Genomic DNA, 16,067 nt, shown 5'->3' with positions numbered 1-16,067 from the left:
TAAGGCTCTAGTGGAACCGGGCTTTACCAGGCGTAACGCACCACGCCCTTGCCGGCGTAAGAGCGCGTGACGTTGGAGAACTCGCCTTCGAACGTCGCAGCGGTTGACCAGCCGCTGATCCATTTCCATTCGGCGGAGGCGGTGGTCAGCGCCGAGTCGGACGCCTGCGCCGCGCCATTCACGACGAAGCTGGCGCCGGGCAGGGTCTGGAAGGTCGCGCCGACAGCGCGATCGGGATTGTAGTCATGGGCCCAGGCGAAGCGGCCGCGCAGCGTCAGGACCGCGTCCGGCATCGCGAAGGATTTGTCGGTGCGCAGACCGAGCTCGGTGCGGCTGTCGGTGACGTCCCGTGCGCCATAGGCCAGCGCGAAGGTGCCGGCACCGGAGACGACGCTTTCGGCATAAGACGGCAGGCTGAAGGTGGTGGCTTGCCCGGCCGCATAGGGCGTGATGCCGACGCCGCCATCGACCAAGGGTGCGACGAAGCGATAACCGGCTTCGACGCGGCCCGAGAAGGTGTTGGCGTTGAATTCCGCGTGCAGGCGATCGATGCCTGCCGCGGTCACGGTACGGTCGGTGGTGATGTCCTGCCAGCCATAGGCGATGGCGCCGGAGATATAGGCCTGGCCTACATTGTGGCGTACGAACGCACCCGCTTGAAAGAGGTCGGAATGCCCGGTGCCGCTGTTGTTGACGCTAAAGCTGGTGCCGCCGCCGGCGAGCGAGAAACCGGCAATGGTGAACGGCGAGAAGCGATAGTCGGCGCCCACGGCGGTGCCATAGACCCGCGACGTCGCGCTGTTGGATCCGACGGTCGCATTGCCGTCGGTGGTCTGCGACCCGCCGAAGCCCGCGGCCCATGTGCTCCAGCGCGCTTCAAAGGGCGTGACGGGACCCTTGACGAACATCGCATTGGCGTCGCGCACGGCGCCGGTCTTTTCGCTCGAAGCATAGCCGCTCGGTGCGCCGCCCGGTGCATCAAAGCCTTCGCCGCGACCGGCCATGAATGGATCCATCATCACATTCATGAACTGGGTCATCGCGTCGAACGTCGCCTGCTGCGATCCGGTCGCGGTCTCGCCCGAGACCTGGCTCAACCCGGCCGGCGCCAGCGCACCGAACACCAGGGGAATGCCGCCGGTGGCGTTGAAGAAGTTGATCAACGCATTGGCGACGTGCTGCTGGTTGCCGTTGAGGCCATTATAGACAGGCGAACCCGGTGACCCCGGCGAAGTCGGTGTCGTCGGCGGCGTAAAGCTCAAGGCCAGGTTCAGATAGGCGTGGGTCGGATCGTAAGCCAGTGTCGAGATGAAGCCCGCCGGCAGGTTGGTGTTGACCACCGAACCGAAGGGGCTGACAAAACTGCCCGCAGTCAGGATCGTGTATTGCTTCGCGACGTAGCTGCCATTGGCATAGATCGCATTGACGGTCGCGCCGCCCAGTGTCGCGGCGCCGCTCACAGTGGCGAATGACGACGTGGTCGGGTTGATGTTGACGGCATAGGTCGATGCCGCCGTGAGTCCGAGCGTGCCAAAAACCGTCAGCGACGAGCCCGGCGTACCCGAGCCCGGTGCGAACGTGCCGCCTGCGATCGAGGTGTTGCCGACAGCGCCGGTGCCCATAAGCGTACCGCCGGTATTTACCGTAACCCCGCTCGACGATGCGAGCGAGTTGTTGACGACCAAGGTGCCACCATTGATCGTGGTCGCACCGGAGTAACCGATCGAGCCTGTCAGCGTTTCGGTGCCGCCGCTGAGTGTCAGTCCGCCAGTGCCGGAGATCTGGCCTGCGTAGGTGTCGTTTGCGGCGGTCAAATTCAGGGAGTGGTTACCGAGGAATAGATTGGAGCCGGCGTTGGTTCCCGCCAGCGACTTGATCGAGGAGTCCACGGATATCACCGAGAGATCGAGAGAGCCGTTGTTGATCACCTTGCTGGAACTTGCGATCGAGCCGGTGCCGTTGATTCCCAGGATGCCGGTGCTGTTGATCGTTGTCGCCCCGGTATAAGAGTTGGCTCCATTGAGAATCAGGACGCCGTTGCCCGCGATGGTCAGTCCGCCGCTGCCACCGATGTTACCGGAAAAAGCATTTGCCGAGCTTCCCGCGGTGATGGTCAGGGTTTGCGAACCGAGCGTCACGGTGCTGTTGGCGGCGCCCTTCAGCCCCATGATCGAAGCCCCGGCTGTGGTGCCGGAAATATCGAATGTCCCGAGCGAGGCGGTCAGATTGACCAGACCGGAGGTGGCGATGCTGCCCGTTCCCGTCAAAGCCAGCGTTCCGTTACCGATCGTGGTATCGCCGGTATAGGTATTCGCTCCCGTCAAAGTGAGCGTACCCGTTCCGGTTTTCGTCAGGGCGGTTGTCACGCCTGTCCCGTCCAGGATCTGGCCGGAGAAGGCCGTGCTGGTATTCGCGGTGCCGACCGTCAGGGTCTGCGCGGCGGCGCCTCCATTCAGAAGCGAGGAAATAACAACGCCGTTTCCTTCCAGCGACCCGATGCCGAGGATGCCATCCGACTTCTGCATCAGCAACTGTCCGTTGTCGATGATGCGCGCGGCGCCACCCGTCGAGGTGTCGAGCATTTGAAGAACCGAGCCGCTGTTGACCGTGAAGGTCGCCGAGCCGAGTGTTGAGCTGTTCTGGAACTGCGCCGAGCCGCTGCCGCCGTTCTGCAAGGAATAGGCAATATCGCTTCCACCCGCCGAGGCGCCGTTCTTGAAATCGAGTATGCCGCTGACGATGATGGTCTGCGTAAGACCTGAGGTGTTGAAAATCCCTGTGCCGTGGACAACCATCAACTGTCCGTTGAGATCAAGCGTATAAGCGCTCGTTCCATTGAAAGCGATGCTGTCGACCGCCACGCCGCTGGAGAGAGAGACTGCGGTCGTGTTGGATGTGCCGAAAAGTGCGATGGCCGTCGTCGAATCCGGCACAGTCGCCGGATTCCAGTTGGCTGCCGTATTCCAGTCGCCGCTACCAGGCGTAGCCAGCCAGGTCTGCGCTTGCGCTGATGCCGTCCAGCAAACAGAAAGGAGGGCCACCGCGGAGGTCGCCAGAATGCCCGGCTTCAAGCGAATGCGGGAAGAAATTAAGTGACCAGAAAACAAATGTGCCTCCAACGTTCGCCTGATTCCAGGCCCGTTGTGGCGCCAGATGATGCGGCCAAAACCGGAACAGGAAATTTCGAATCCGAGCTATGTTTCTAGTGATTTCCGTGAAATCGGCTTGGACTGGACGTCACCCGTTACGGACTGGGCGTCACTATGGAACGATTGAGCGGTGCTGTTGCCGATGGGAGACAAGTTGTGGAGGGCGTTAACCAAAGCGTCCGGCAGCCGGCACGGAATTCGTCATCGGTCGTCATGTCAGCGTATCGGAACGAACTTGATGAGGTGTCGTTGTTGGATGGCGCAGCTTTTTTCAGCGCTTAAGCGGGAATGGTTTGATGACTCAAAAATTTGATCCGGCCCCCAAGGACAAGCACGCTGTCGATCCAAAAGATGCAATCAGGGCCGACCGATCGAAAGTAAAAACCGACCTGAAAGAAGGTCTTGAAGAAAGTTTTCCCGGGTCCGATCCCGCCAGTGCTGTTCAGCCAAAGAAGTCAAAGGACGCCTGAGAGAAGTTCGAACAAATGTTCCCTTGTGCCGGCTCGATATTCGAGGGAACGAATGATCCATCCTCGCATTTTCCCACCATTGAAATCGGAGGATGGAACATGAAGAAATCTCTGTTTGCTGCCGCTTTGATCGGCATCGTTGCGACGCCTGCTTTCGCGGATGAAGTGGGCGTTCGAGTAGGTCCGGTCGGCGCCGGCGTCACTGTTGGCGAATCTCATGACCGCGACTATCGCGACCGTGATCGCACCACGGTGATCAAGGAGCGTGAGCCCACCGACCGCACGACGGTGATCAAGAAGGAAGATTCTGACGGCACTCGCAGCAAGACGGTTATTCACGACAACGACTAAAACTGATGCGAAGGGGGCTCCGATCATCTCGGAGCCCTTTTGCTTCCATTGTTCGGAGGCGAGACCATGATCCGTAAATTGCAGTCGGGCGAGTACCGGCTTTATTCGCGCAAGCTGAATCCGAAGACCGGCAAACGCCGCAATCTCGGCACCTTCAAATCGCGCGCCGCAGCCGAAAAGCACGAGCGCGACGTTCAGTATTTCAAGCGGCATTAATTTGCCGGTGCATCGCGCGCTGCTCGGTTTGCGTTGGCTCGCAAAGGAGAAAGCCATGCCGAAAAATGAAAAACGACAGGGTATCGTTCTTGACGAAAAGGCGCAGGAACAGCCGGCCGACAAGGAGCGGGCCCAGACCGCGACCAAAACCAGCAATGCCAAAGAGGATGACGAACTTCAGCCGCTAAGGGAGAAGAGCGGCTTCTAGGGCGCGACCGATACCCTTGAAGCTTCGCGTTCAAGGTGCGTAACGGTTGAAGACGAAGTCGCGAGATTTCACGGTCGTGTGGCAGGCAAAGCAGGCACTGGGCATCGCCTTGCTGGAAGGCTTGCCGTCGTCAAATTCGATATACCCCCAGCCCCCGGTCGAAGCATATTTTCGCGCGTCCTTGACCATGAACTGCACGCCGTTCTTGGGCGTCACCGCGACGAACGATTGAGCGTTGCCGAAAGCCTCCTTGCTTTCCTCCAATGGATGATAATCCCAGGCCAGCCGTGCGATGATGGTGCCGTCAGGGTAGGGAAGCGTTCCCGCTCGAGCGGCCTTGATCGCTATCTCGTTGCCCAGGATCGCGCGCAAATCATTGAGCTTGCCTTCTTCGTGCGCCACGGCGATCAGCGGCCAGTCCCGATAACCGGGAGGAAGTTCGAGCATGACCGGCGCGTTGTCCCCGGCGACCTGTCCAGACGCAGGAGTATCGTACCCGATCAAACCGGTCAGCAGACCACCTGCACACAGCACCACGACAAACTGTTTCATCTGGGTCTCCTGCCATCCGGGCGCGGCGGCGACGGTCGCAGACGGTTCGGAAGGTGGAAATCATACCTTGATATGGTCGCATGGCGCGAGTCGGGGGAGAAGGCAACGACAATGTTTCTGAATTTCCGAAATTTTGCTTTTCGCGGGACCCAAATCAGTTGTATAGATTTCGCCGTCTCGTCCCACAGGAGGGGCGTATCGCGATCGTCACGGACGCGGGGCGGGATGCGGTGGACGCAAGCGGCGCTTTGACGAATGCGCATGGCTTGCGGACGGCGAAGTCGTGTGGTCCTGACGCCTCGACGCTGGCGTTCAAGTTTCGCAGACGTTTTGCGAAGCGACGGTGACAAAAGAGCCCGATCACCGGGGAGAGTACGAAGGAAACCGTTAACACCATCGCGTGCGGGAATGCCGGGTGATCCCGGTGTACTCGTGGTGACTAACGCGCGTGCTACCTACCAATACACGCGCGGCTGCGGGTGCACGGGCACCCGGCATTCCCCACGCCCTCGAAGGGGCGGAAATTTGAAGCATGACTCGGGCGGAACATGCCGCGAGAACGAGAGCGCATGTGTTTACACATCGTCGTCCCTGCGCACGCAGGGACGACGGGTGGCGAGAGTGGGGACGATAGACCCGTCATTGCGAGCGAAGCGAAGCAATCCACTCTTACTTTCTTTCTTTGTGTCGCCCGATGGATTGCTTCGCTCCGCTCGCAATGACGGTGTTATAAGCCTCGGGTAAATTCAGCCTTCAAAAAGAGCCCGAAGGAAACCCCATGCTCACGCTGCATCATCTCAACGACTCGCGCTCGCAGCGGATTCTGTGGCTGCTGGAAGAACTCGGCACGCCCTATGAGATGAAAAAATATCAGCGCGATGCGATCACGCGGCTGGCGCCGCCGGAGTTGATGGCGGTGCATCCGCTCGGCAAATCGCCTGTGATCACCGACGGTAACGTCAGGATTGCGGAGTCCGGCGCGATCGTGGATTACCTCATTCGCCGCTACGGCCAACAGAGCGGCAAGGCTGCGCTGATGCCTGCGCCCGACAGCGCCGACTTCGAGCCTTACAACGAGTGGCTGCACTATTCGGAAGGATCCGGGATGCTGCCGCTGATGCTCAATCTCTATGTCGGCAGGCTGAAGGAGGCGGGTGCGCCGCTGCATCCGCGGATCGACAGCGAAATCGCAAATCATCTCGGCTATGTCGAAGGCGCGCTTAAGGGGCGGGAGTTCTTCATCGGGACGTCGCTGACCGGCGCGGATATCCAGATGAGCTTTGTCGCCGAGATGGCCAAGGCCTTCAAGAAGCTCGAACCCTATCCCAACCTCAGCGCCTGGCTCACGCGCATGCATGCGCGCCCCGCCTTCCAGCGCTCGGTCGAGAAGGGCGGGGCCTACCGCTTCGCACAATAGCGTTCACGTGTTTGCGAAGGCGGAATTTAGCGGGTTATCCTGCCTGCCGCGGTCTGCTAGTTCTTGGTCATTCCGGGGCGCGCGACGCGCGAGCCCGGAATCCATAACCACGATCCGGGAGTATGGATTCCGGGCCTGCGCCAAGGGGCGCATCCCGGAATGACGAACGATGGAAGATGTGACTAATCGCATGGCCAACTTGCTCACCCGCCGATCTTTTATCGCTCATGCCGGCGCCGGTCTCGCCGCGAGCGCGCTCGTGGGCGCGGCGCATGCGGCCGACGACCAGACGCCCGATCAGATGCTCAACGACCTGATCAGGGAAAACCAGGACAGCGGCCTCGGCAGCGGCTTCGACAATGCTTCGCGCAACGTCAAGCTGCCGAAGAAATCATTGCCGACGCTGTCGCCCTCGACCGCGGAAACCACGCAGACTTCAATTGCGCAATATGAGACCATCGTCGCCAAGGGCGGCTGGCCGGAAGTATCCGGCGGCGAGGGGCTTAGGGTCGGCGTCAAGAGCCCGGCGGTGCCGTCGCTGCGTGCGCGGTTGTCGATCGTGGGCGATCTTGAACTCAATTCCGGCGAACGCGAGGTGTTCGATTCCTATGTCGATGCCGCCGTGCGCCGCTTTCAACTGCGCCATGGATTGCATGCCGATGGCGTGGTGCATGACGCGACGCTGCGCGCGCTCAACGTCCCGGCCGACAGGCGGCTGGCGCAGCTTCGGACCAATGCGGTCAGGCTGAAAAGCCTGAGCGGCAATCTCGGTAACCGCATCGTGGTCGCCAATATTCCGGCGGCGCAAATCGAGGCGATCGAGAACGGCGTCGCGGTGACGCGCCACACAGCGGTCGCCGGCAAGCCGGACCGCCCGTCGCCGGATGTGCGCAGCAAGATCGTGCAGATCAACTTCAATCCGTTCTGGACCGTGCCGGTGTCGATCATCCGCAAGGATCTGATTCCGAAGATGCAGGCCGAGCCGGATTATCTCACCCGGAATCACATCCGCATCTTCGATCCCAAGAACAACGAGCTGCCGCCGTCGCAAATCGACTGGTATTCGGCCGAGGCCGTGAATTACAAGTTCAAGCAGGACGCCGGTGATTTCAATTCGTTGGGCTCAATGAAGATCAATTTCCTCAGTCCTGATGGCGTCTATATGCACGACACGCCCTCAAAGGGGCTGTTCGGCGAGGATTTCCGCTTTGCGTCCTCGGGCTGCATGCGTGTGCAGAATGTCCGCGAACTGGTCTACTGGATTTTGGCCGATAGTCCCGGCTGGTCGAAGGCCGAGATCGACGAGGTCATCAAGTCGGGCGAGCGCAAGGACGCCAAGGTCGCCAAGGCGTTGCCGCTGTATTGGGTCTACGTCACGGCGTGGGCGACCCCCGACGGCGTGGTCCAGTTCCGCGACGATATCTACAACCGCGACGGGCTGGCGGGCTGATCCAAAAGGGGGTGTGAGGGCGCCGCTGGGCTGGCATCCCACCATATCTTGCATAAATACCGGGCGCGTACCGCAAGCGCTTGGCCATTCCCGGCCAATGTGATATCCCGCAAGGACCCTTTCGACCGCCACATCAGACCGCCCGCAATGCCCGTAAACGCTTGCGGCGGTGGAGATATTTCACTCATGAGCTCTTCGTCCAGCAGCGCCAAAACCGCCTCCGCGCCCGACTCGTTCTTCACCGCCACGCTGGCTGACGCCGATCCGGAGATCGCGGCCGCGATCCGCGGCGAACTCGGCCGGCAGCGCCACGAGATCGAGCTGATCGCGTCCGAGAACATCGTCAGCCGCGCCGTGCTGGAAGCACAGGGCTCGGTAATGACCAACAAATACGCCGAGGGCTATCCGGGCCATCGCTATTACGGCGGCTGCGAATGGGTTGACGTCGCCGAGACTTTGGCGATCGAGCGCGCCAAGAAACTGTTCGGCGCGGGCTTTGCCAACGTGCAGCCGAATTCTGGCAGCCAGATGAACCAGGCCGTGTTCCTGGCGCTGCTGCAGCCTGGCGACACCTTCATGGGTCTCGATCTCGCCGCCGGCGGACATCTCACCCATGGCTCGCCGGTCAATATGTCCGGCAAATGGTTCAAGGCCTCGCACTACACGGTGCGGCGCGAGGACCAACTCATCGACATGGATGCCGTGGCAAAGCAGGCTGAAACAGTGCGGCCGAAGCTGATCATCGCGGGCGGCTCGGCCTATTCGCGGCCGTGGGATTTCAAACGCTTTCGCGAAATCGCCGACAGCATCGGCGCGTATCTCTTGGTCGACATGGCGCATTTCGCTGGCCTCGTGGCCGGCGGCGTCCATGCCTCGCCGGTGCCGCATGCGCATGTCACCACCACCACGACGCACAAGTCGCTGCGCGGTCCGCGTGGCGGGTTGATTTTGACCAATGACGAGGCGCTGGCCAAGAAACTGAACTCGGCGATTTTCCCGGGCCTGCAGGGCGGACCCTTGATGCATGTGATCGCGGCCAAGGCGGTCGCCTTTGCCGAAGCGCTGCGTCCGGATTTCAAGGTCTATGCGAAGAACGTGGTCGAGAACGCCAAGGCGCTGGCGGAAAGCCTGCGCGCGCATGGCTTCGACATCGTCTCCGGCGGCACCGACAACCATCTGATGCTGGTGGATCTGCGGCCCAAGGGTCTCAAGGGCAACGCCTCGGAAAAGGCCTTGGTGCGCGCGGCGATCACCTGCAACAAGAACGGCATTCCCTTCGACCCGGAGAAGCCGTTCGTCACCTCGGGTCTTCGTCTGGGCACGCCGGCCGCGACCACGCGTGGATTCGGCGTCGCCGAATTCCAGCAGGTCGGCGGCCTGATCGCCGAAGTGCTCAATGCGGTAGCGCAGTCGCAGGACGGCAGTGCGCCGCTGGTGGAAGCTGCCATCAAGGAACGGGTGAAGGCGCTCACTGACCGTTTCCCGATTTATCAATAAGGTTTTTGCCGGATGCGATGCCCAAGCTGCAACAGTCTCGATACGCAGGTAAAGGACTCGCGTCCGACCGAGGATTCCGCCGTGATCCGGCGGCGGCGGGTGTGCATCGCCTGCAATTTCCGGTTCACCACTTTCGAGCGGGTGCAACTGCGCGAACTTACGGTGATCAAGCGTAACGGCCGAAGGGTGCCGTTCGACCGTGACAAGCTGGTGCGCTCATTGCAGATCTCACTGCGCAAGCGCCCGGTGGATCCGGAGCGGGTCGAGAAAATGGTCTCGGCCATCGTGCGCGAGCTTGAAAGCGGTGGCGAGGCCGAGATTTCATCGGAAGCGATCGGCGAGATCGTGATGGAGCATCTGCGCCAGCTCGACGACGTCGCCTATGTGCGGTTCGCCTCGGTCTATCGCAATTTCCGCGAGGCCAAGGATTTCGAGGCTGTGCTCGGCGAGCTCTCCGGCGACGACGACGCGCGGCTCGCTCTGTTACGCAAATGATCTTCCGCATCCTGGAAGAGCAGTTCGCGCAAAAATCGCGAAAATCGAAGGCGGCCGACCAGCGTTTCATGCAACTCGCCTTAGCGCTCGGGCGGCGCGGGCAGGGGCGCACCTGGCCCAATCCGGCGGTCGGCGCCGTCGTGGTCAAGGATGGCGTGATTGTCGGGCGCGGCTGGACCCAGCCCGGGGGCCGTCCCCATGCCGAGCCGGTGGCGCTGGCGCAGGCCGGCGAGGCCGCCCGTGGCGCCACGCTTTATGTGACGCTGGAGCCGTGCTCGCATGTCGGCAAATCGCCGCCATGTGCGGACGCGATCATTGCCGCGGGGATCGCGCGGGTGGTGTCGGCGATCGAGGATCCCAATCCTGATGTAGCCGGGCAGGGCCATGCCCGGCTGCGCGCCGCAGGCATAGCCGTCGATATCGGGCTCGGCGCACAGGAAGCCGCGCACGACCATGCCGGGCATTTTCGCCGCATTCGCGACAAGCGCCCGCATGTGATCCTCAAGCTCGCCGTCTCGGCGGACGACAAGATCGGCGCGGCCGGCCGCAAGCCGGTCGCCGTGACGGGTGAGGCGGTCAGGGCGCGGGTGCATCTGCTGCGCGCGCAATGCGACGCCGTCCTGGTCGGAATCGGGACCGTACAGGCGGATGATCCCGTGTTGACCTGCCGCCTGCCGGGCATGGAGGCACGCTCCCCGGTACGGGTGGTGCTGGACCGTGCGTTGCGGATATCAGGCACCAGCCGGCTGGTTCATTCCGCCCGCGCGACGCCGCTGTGGGTGATGACGTCGAGCCTGTCGGAAGCACCGGCCGCGATGAAACTCGGCGCCGCGGGCGCGCAGGTGATCCGTGTGCCCACCACATCGGCACCGCCGCCGGGGCTGGATCTGATGGGTGTGCTGCACGCGCTGGCGGAAAAAGGCATCACGCGGCTGTTGGTCGAGGGCGGCGCGCGCGTTGCCGCGTCGTTTGTCGCTGGTGGGCTGGCCGATGAAATCTGGCTGTTGCGTGGGCCTGATACGATCGGCGCCGACGGCGTCGCCGCGCTGGACGCATTGCCGCTGTCCGCGATCACCGGGTCGCCCGCGTTCAAGGTCCGTGCTAGCGACACAATGCAAAACGACACACTCACCATCTACGAGCGGGCCTGATGTTTACCGGCATAGTTACCGATATCGGCGAGATCACCGCCCTGACGCCCACGGCGCAGGGCCAGTTGCACCGGCTGCGGATCGCATGCCGCTATGATCGCGCGACCATCGCGGATGGCGCATCGATTGCCTGCAATGGCGTTTGCCTGACTGTGGTGGCTTCGGGTGTTGAGAACGACAAAACCTGGTTCGACGTCGATGCCGCGGCCGAGACGCTCGCGATGACGACAGCCAACCATTGGGTGAGCGGAACCAGGCTCAATCTCGAACGCGCGCTGAAGATCGGCGACGAACTCGGCGGCCATATCGTCGCCGGCCATGCCGATGGAGTAGCGACCATCGTCAGCCGCGACGATCTGACCGACATGGCGCGGTTCGTGCTGCGGACCACGCGCGATCTGGCGCGCTTCATCGCCACCAAGGGCTCGGTGACGCTGGATGGGGTGTCACTGACCGTGAATACGGTCGATGACGTCACGTTTTCGGTGTTGATCATTCCCCACACGCTGGCGGTCACGACGCTGGGCGCGTGGCGCGCGGGCGGCGAGGTCAATCTCGAGGTCGATTTGATGGCGCGCTACGCGGCGCGGCTCTCGGAAATGAAGTAGAGTTCAACGTTAAATGTGTCATACGCGGGCTTGACCCGCGTATCCATCCTCTTAACAAGATGGATTGCCGGATCAAGTCCGGCAATGACGAGTAGTAGTTCGAAAGATAGATGATGGCAGAGTCACGGCGCGCGCAGTTGAAAGATCAGACCGACATTTCCGGCGCTCGCGCGCTGATCGTCGAGGCACGCTTTTATGACGATATCCAGGATGCGCTGCTGGAAGGCGCTGTTGCCGAACTGAAGGCCGCCGGCGTCACCCATGATGTGATCACGGTGCCCGGCGCGCTGGAAATCCCCGCCGCGATCGCAATCGCACTCGATGCCGCCGAGAAAAACGGCAAGCCCTATGACGCGGCAATCGCGCTCGGCTGCGTGGTGCGCGGCGAGACCATCCATTTCGAAATCGTGTCGATGGAATCTTCGCGGGCGCTGATGGACCTTGCGGTGGCGCGAAAGTTTCCGCTCGGCAATGGCATCATCACGGTGAACACCGACGCGCAGGCGTGGGAGAGGGCGCGTGCTGGCGAACTCAACAAGGGCGGCGATGCCGCGCGCGCGGCGCTGGCCATGTTGCGGATCAAACGCCGGCTGGCGCGGACCTGATGATGGCAGACAACAAGAAGACCCAGGAAAAGAAGCCCGCCAAAGGTCCGGACAAGAAAGCCAACCGGCGCGGTGCGGCGCGGCTGGCGGCGGTGCAGGCGCTCTACCAGATGGATATCGGCGGCGCCGGGATCAACGATATCTTTGCCGAGTTCGAGAGCCATTGGCTCGGCAACGAAGTCGAAGGCGATACCTATCTGCCGGCTGAAGCCGCTTTCTTCCGCGACGTGGTTTCCGGTGTGGTGCGCGATCAGGGCAAGCTCGATCCCGTGATCGACGAAGCCTTGTCGAAGGGCTGGCCGCTGAAGCGGATCGACGCGATTTTGCGTGCGGTGCTGCGCGCCGGTGCTTACGAACTCGAGCATCGCAAGGACGTGCCCGGCCGGGTCGTGGTGTCGGAATATGTCGACGTCGCGCATGCCTTTGTCGAGCCGGATGAGACCGGCATGGTCAATGCGGTGCTCGACCAGATCGGCCGTCAGTTTCGCGCCGACGAGTTCGTGCGCGGTTAGCACACGGGTTGACAGTCATGATGGATCGCACGGGATGACATCCGGTGAAGACTCGCTGATTGCGCGGTATTTCCGCCCGCTCGCGACCGATCCCGGCGCGTTCGGTCTCGGCGATGATGCGGCGGTGCTCCGCGCGCACGGCGACGACATCGTGGTCACGACGGATGCGATCGTCGAAGGCGTGCATTTTTTCGCAAGCGATCCGCCCGATACGATCGCGCGCAAGGCGCTGCGCGTGAACCTCAGCGATCTCGCGGCCAAGGGCGCCACGCCGGCTGGGTTTGTGCTGACGCTGGCGCTGCCTTCCGCCGAAGATGCCTGGCTGGCGCCATTCGCGCGCGGGCTGGGCGACGATATCGGTCTGTTTGATTGCCCGCTGCTGGGCGGCGATACCGTCTCGACGCCGGGCCCGCGGATGATTTCGATCACGGCGTTCGGGCGTATTCCCGCAGGCAAAACGGTTCATCGCAGCGGCGCCAAGCCTGGCGATCGCGTGATGGTGACGGGAACGATCGGCGACGCGGCGCTCGGCCTCGCCATCCTCAAGGGTGGCGCGGCGGCGACGGCGCTCGCCAATGATGCCGCGGCCAAAGAGATGCTGGTCGGGCGTTATCGCGTACCGCAGCCGTGCAATGCGCTTGCCGAAGCTGTCCGCGATTACGCGCATGCGGCGATGGATGTGTCCGATGGCCTGGCGGGAGACTTGGCCAAGCTGTGTGCGGCATCAGGCGTTTCCGCCGCCATCGATGTGCAAAGCATTCCATTGTCCGAAGCCGCCGCGGCATTGCTTGCGCGTGGCACGGTCGGCATCGAAACGCTGATTGCCGGGGGCGACGACTACGAGGTTTTGTGCGCCATCCCGGAAGACAGCGTCGAGGCTTTCGCGCGGGCAGCAGGCCTTGCAGGGGTGCCGATAGCCTCGATCGGGACGATCATCGCGGCGACCTTGCCCCCAAGGTTTCTGGACAGGCAGGGCAGCGAGATCGCGTTGGAGCGCCTGTCCTACAGCCATTTCTAGGATTCCCCGGGATTCTCTGGATTTTTGGGTAAAGCCCCGGTTTGGAACAAATACAGGGCTGAAATCGACCGTTTAGCCTTTCGCAGCGTTGCGCCGGGGATGCGATTTTGGCAAGGTCTTGGCGATTTGAGGCCACCCTTTGGGCAGGGCAGGCCTTATTTTTATGCGCCGGCCGCTATTGCGGTGAAGAGCGTGGGTGGGAAACAAGAAAAATCTGAGGCAAATTCAATGACAGCATTATGGGTGATTGTGCTCTGCGGAGCGCTTTCGATCGTTTACGCTATCTGGGCGACCTCTTCGGTTTTGAACGCGGATGCCGGCAATCCGCGGATGCAGGAAATCGCGGCCGCCGTGCGCGAAGGTGCGCAGGCCTATCTCCGACGCCAATACACTACGATCGGAATCGTCGGCATCGTGATCTTCGTGCTGCTGGCCTACTTCCTCGGCATGCTGGTCGCCGCGGGTTTCCTGATCGGCGCCGTGCTGTCGGGTGCCGCAGGCTTCATCGGCATGAACGTTTCGGTACGAGCCAATGTGCGCACCGCGCAGGCGGCGACCACATCGCTGGCTGGCGGACTTGAACTGGCCTTCAAGGCCGGCGCCATCACCGGCATGCTGGTCGCGGGGCTGGCGCTGCTCGGCGTCACCATCTACTTCGCCTATCTGACGCATTACCTGGACCTCGCCGCCAACAGCCGCACCGTGGTTGATGCGCTGGTGGCACTTGGTTTCGGCGCTTCGCTGATTTCGATCTTCGCGCGTCTTGGCGGCGGTATCTTCACCAAGGGTGCCGACGTCGGCGGCGATCTCGTCGGCAAGGTCGAAGCCGGCATTCCCGAAGACGATCCGCGCAACCCGGCCACTATCGCCGACAATGTCGGCGACAATGTCGGCGATTGCGCCGGCATGGCCGCCGACCTGTTCGAGACCTATGCGGTGACCGCGGTTGCCACCATGGTTCTGGCCGCGATCTTCTTCGCAACTTCGCCGCTGCTCGTGAACATGATGACGCTGCCGCTCGCAATCGGCGGTGTCTGCATCCTCACCTCGATCGTCGGCACCTTCTTCGTCAAGCTCGGCGCCAACCAGTCGATCATGGGCGCGCTCTACAAGGGCCTGATCGCCACCGGCATCCTGTCGCTGGTCGGCGTCGCGGCTGCGATCTACTGGCTGGTCGGCTTCGGTCCGCTGGCGGGCGTAAAATACACCGGCATGGCGCTGCTTGAGTGCGGCATTGTCGGCCTCGTCGTCACCGGGCTGATCATCTGGATCACCGAATATTACACCGGCACCGAGTATCGCCCGGTGAAGTCGATTGCAGCATCCTCGGTCACCGGTCACGGCACCAACGTGATTCAGGGGCTGGCGATCTCGATGGAATCCACCGCCGGTCCGGCGCTGGTGATCATCGCGGGCATTCTCGTCACCTACAGCCTTGCCGGCCTGTTCGGCATCGCGATTGCGACCACCACGATGCTGGCGCTGGCCGGCATGATCGTGGCGCTCGACGCCTTCGGCCCGGTCACCGACAATGCCGGCGGCATTGCCGAAATGGCCGGCCTGCCGAAGGAAGTCCGCAAGGCAACCGACGCGCTCGACGCGGTCGGCAACACCACCAAGGCCGTTACCAAGGGCTATGCGATCGGCTCCGCCGGTCTCGGCGCGCTGGTGTTGTTTGCTGCCTACAATGAAGATCTCAAATTCTTCATCGCCAATGCCGCGAAGTATCCGTACTTCCAGGGCGTGCTGCCTGACTTCTCGCTGAACAATCCCTACGTCGTGGTCGGCCTCTTGTTCGGCGGCCTGCTGCCGTACCTGTTCGGTGCGATGGGCATGACCGCGGTCGGCCGTGCGGCCGGCGCGATCGTCGAGGAAGTGCGGCGTCAGTTCCGCGAAAAGCCCGGCATCATGCAGGGTACCGACAAGCCGGATTATGGCAGGGCGGTTGATATTCTGACCAAGGCGGCGATCAAGGAAATGATCATTCCGTCGCTGCTGCCGGTGCTGTCGCCGATCTTCGTCTACTTCGTGATCTTCGGAATCGCTGGCGGCGGTGCGGCGGGCAAGTCGGCCGCGTTCTCGGCCGTCGGCGCGATGCTGCTCGGCGTGATCGTGACCGGCCTGTTCGTCGCGATCTCGATGACCTCGGGCGGCGGCGCCTGGGACAACGCCAAGAAGTACATCGAAGACGGTCATTACGGCGGCAAGGGTTCGGATGCCCACAAGGCCGCGGTAACCGGCGATACCGTCGGCGATCCCTACAAGGATACGGCGGGTCCCGCGGTCAACCCGATGATCAAGATCACCAACATCGTGGCACTGCTGCTGCTGGCGATCCTGGCGCACTAAGTCGACATACGACCAAAAC

The 16,067-nt window shown here is 62.3% G+C and carries 16 protein-coding genes; 14 read left to right on the top strand and 2 right to left on the bottom strand.

Annotated features, from left to right (window positions below; genetic code table 11):
- Positions 1-23: 23 nt before the first annotated feature.
- Positions 24-3,041, bottom strand: coding sequence for an autotransporter domain-containing protein (locus HB676_RS24720; protein WP_213741063.1), 3,018 nt, complete (start codon positions 3,039-3,041; stop codon positions 24-26).
- 404 nt (positions 3,042-3,445) lie between these two features.
- Between HB676_RS24720 and HB676_RS24715 the strand changes: the two genes are divergently transcribed.
- From HB676_RS24715 to HB676_RS24700, 4 genes are all read left to right on the top strand, one after another.
- Positions 3,446-3,619 (top strand): hypothetical protein, encoded by a 174-nt coding sequence (locus tag HB676_RS24715; RefSeq protein WP_213741062.1) that lies wholly within the window; start codon positions 3,446-3,448, stop codon positions 3,617-3,619.
- A gap of 99 nt (positions 3,620-3,718) precedes the next feature.
- Positions 3,719-3,970, top strand: a complete 252-nt coding sequence (locus tag HB676_RS24710) for a hypothetical protein (protein WP_213741061.1) — start codon at positions 3,719-3,721, stop codon at positions 3,968-3,970.
- 66 nt (positions 3,971-4,036) lie between these two features.
- Entirely contained in the window at positions 4,037-4,186 is a 150-nt protein-coding gene (locus HB676_RS24705) for a hypothetical protein (RefSeq protein ID WP_213741060.1), read from the top strand.
- Positions 4,187-4,241: 55 nt separating this feature from the next.
- A complete protein-coding gene (locus HB676_RS24700) occupies positions 4,242-4,394 on the top strand; it encodes a hypothetical protein (RefSeq protein ID WP_213741059.1) in 153 nt (50 codons plus the stop codon).
- A 30-nt stretch (positions 4,395-4,424) separates the two neighbouring features.
- Here the strand turns inward: HB676_RS24700 and HB676_RS24695 are convergent, their stop codons facing one another.
- Positions 4,425-4,946: a cytochrome P460 family protein gene (locus HB676_RS24695; protein ID WP_213741058.1), complete on the bottom strand. Its 522-nt coding sequence runs from the start codon at positions 4,944-4,946 to the stop codon at positions 4,425-4,427.
- Positions 4,947-5,724: 778 nt separating this feature from the next.
- On the opposite strand from HB676_RS24695, the gene HB676_RS24690 reads away from it, so the two are divergent.
- The 10 genes from HB676_RS24690 to HB676_RS24645 all read left to right on the top strand — a co-directional run bounded on the left by HB676_RS24690 (position 5,725) and on the right by HB676_RS24645 (position 16,048).
- Complete coding sequence (locus HB676_RS24690) at positions 5,725-6,363, top strand: glutathione S-transferase (RefSeq protein ID WP_213741057.1); 639 nt, start codon at positions 5,725-5,727, stop codon at positions 6,361-6,363.
- A gap of 190 nt (positions 6,364-6,553) precedes the next feature.
- The gene (locus HB676_RS24685; protein ID WP_249780446.1) at positions 6,554-7,813 is read left to right on the top strand and encodes a L,D-transpeptidase family protein; all 1,260 of its coding nucleotides are present in this window, start codon (positions 6,554-6,556) and stop codon (positions 7,811-7,813) included.
- A 186-nt stretch (positions 7,814-7,999) separates the two neighbouring features.
- Positions 8,000-9,310 carry a serine hydroxymethyltransferase gene (glyA, locus tag HB676_RS24680; protein WP_249780445.1) on the top strand — a complete coding sequence of 437 codons (1,311 nt, stop codon included), beginning with the start codon at positions 8,000-8,002 and terminating at the stop codon, positions 9,308-9,310.
- Positions 9,311-9,322: 12 nt separating this feature from the next.
- Positions 9,323-9,805, top strand: a complete 483-nt coding sequence (gene nrdR / locus HB676_RS24675; RefSeq protein WP_213741056.1) for a transcriptional regulator NrdR — start codon at positions 9,323-9,325, stop codon at positions 9,803-9,805.
- Positions 9,802-10,956: a bifunctional diaminohydroxyphosphoribosylaminopyrimidine deaminase/5-amino-6-(5-phosphoribosylamino)uracil reductase RibD gene (ribD, locus tag HB676_RS24670; RefSeq protein WP_213741055.1), complete on the top strand. Its 1,155-nt coding sequence runs from the start codon at positions 9,802-9,804 to the stop codon at positions 10,954-10,956. Before nrdR ends, ribD begins: the two co-directional genes overlap by 4 nt.
- Positions 10,956-11,564 (top strand): riboflavin synthase, encoded by a 609-nt coding sequence (locus HB676_RS24665; protein ID WP_213741054.1) that lies wholly within the window; start codon positions 10,956-10,958, stop codon positions 11,562-11,564. The genes ribD and HB676_RS24665 overlap by 1 nt, the downstream gene beginning before the upstream one ends.
- Before the next feature lie 113 nt (positions 11,565-11,677).
- A complete protein-coding gene (gene ribH / locus HB676_RS24660; protein WP_213741093.1) occupies positions 11,678-12,169 on the top strand; it encodes a 6,7-dimethyl-8-ribityllumazine synthase in 492 nt (163 codons plus the stop codon).
- A gap of 2 nt (positions 12,170-12,171) precedes the next feature.
- Positions 12,172-12,681, top strand: a complete 510-nt coding sequence (nusB, locus tag HB676_RS24655; protein WP_213741053.1) for a transcription antitermination factor NusB — start codon at positions 12,172-12,174, stop codon at positions 12,679-12,681.
- 34 nt (positions 12,682-12,715) lie between these two features.
- Complete coding sequence (thiL, locus tag HB676_RS24650; RefSeq protein ID WP_213741052.1) at positions 12,716-13,699, top strand: thiamine-phosphate kinase; 984 nt, start codon at positions 12,716-12,718, stop codon at positions 13,697-13,699.
- Positions 13,700-13,927: 228 nt separating this feature from the next.
- Complete coding sequence (locus HB676_RS24645) at positions 13,928-16,048, top strand: sodium-translocating pyrophosphatase (RefSeq protein WP_213741051.1); 2,121 nt, start codon at positions 13,928-13,930, stop codon at positions 16,046-16,048.
- Positions 16,049-16,067 lie beyond the last annotated feature (19 nt).

The sequence above is a fragment of the Bradyrhizobium sp. dw_411 genome, from assembly GCF_018449695.1.
Lineage (GTDB): Bacteria > Pseudomonadota > Alphaproteobacteria > Rhizobiales > Xanthobacteraceae > Bradyrhizobium.
This window is presented reverse-complemented; position numbering and strand designations above follow the sequence as displayed.

Bases quoted from the DNA above. Each gene is read 5' to 3' on its own strand.
- HB676_RS24715 (WP_213741062.1), top strand. From the start codon at position 3,446: ATGACTCAAAAATTTGATCCGGCCCCCAAGGACAAGCACGCTGTCGAT.
- HB676_RS24710 (WP_213741061.1), top strand. From the start codon at position 3,719: ATGAAGAAATCTCTGTTTGCTGCCGCTTTGATCGGCATCGTTGCGACG.
- HB676_RS24705 (WP_213741060.1), top strand. From the start codon at position 4,037: ATGATCCGTAAATTGCAGTCGGGCGAGTACCGGCTTTATTCGCGCAAG.
- HB676_RS24700 (WP_213741059.1), top strand. From the start codon at position 4,242: ATGCCGAAAAATGAAAAACGACAGGGTATCGTTCTTGACGAAAAGGCG.
- HB676_RS24695 (WP_213741058.1), bottom strand. From the start codon at position 4,946: ATGAAACAGTTTGTCGTGGTGCTGTGTGCAGGTGGTCTGCTGACCGGT.
- HB676_RS24690 (WP_213741057.1), top strand. From the start codon at position 5,725: ATGCTCACGCTGCATCATCTCAACGACTCGCGCTCGCAGCGGATTCTG.
- HB676_RS24685 (WP_249780446.1), top strand. From the start codon at position 6,554: ATGGCCAACTTGCTCACCCGCCGATCTTTTATCGCTCATGCCGGCGCC.
- glyA (WP_249780445.1), top strand. From the start codon at position 8,000: ATGAGCTCTTCGTCCAGCAGCGCCAAAACCGCCTCCGCGCCCGACTCG.
- nrdR (WP_213741056.1), top strand. From the start codon at position 9,323: ATGCGATGCCCAAGCTGCAACAGTCTCGATACGCAGGTAAAGGACTCG.
- ribD (WP_213741055.1), top strand. From the start codon at position 9,802: ATGATCTTCCGCATCCTGGAAGAGCAGTTCGCGCAAAAATCGCGAAAA.
- HB676_RS24665 (WP_213741054.1), top strand. From the start codon at position 10,956: ATGTTTACCGGCATAGTTACCGATATCGGCGAGATCACCGCCCTGACG.
- ribH (WP_213741093.1), top strand. From the start codon at position 11,678: ATGGCAGAGTCACGGCGCGCGCAGTTGAAAGATCAGACCGACATTTCC.
- nusB (WP_213741053.1), top strand. From the start codon at position 12,172: ATGGCAGACAACAAGAAGACCCAGGAAAAGAAGCCCGCCAAAGGTCCG.
- thiL (WP_213741052.1), top strand. From the start codon at position 12,716: ATGACATCCGGTGAAGACTCGCTGATTGCGCGGTATTTCCGCCCGCTC.
- HB676_RS24645 (WP_213741051.1), top strand. From the start codon at position 13,928: ATGACAGCATTATGGGTGATTGTGCTCTGCGGAGCGCTTTCGATCGTT.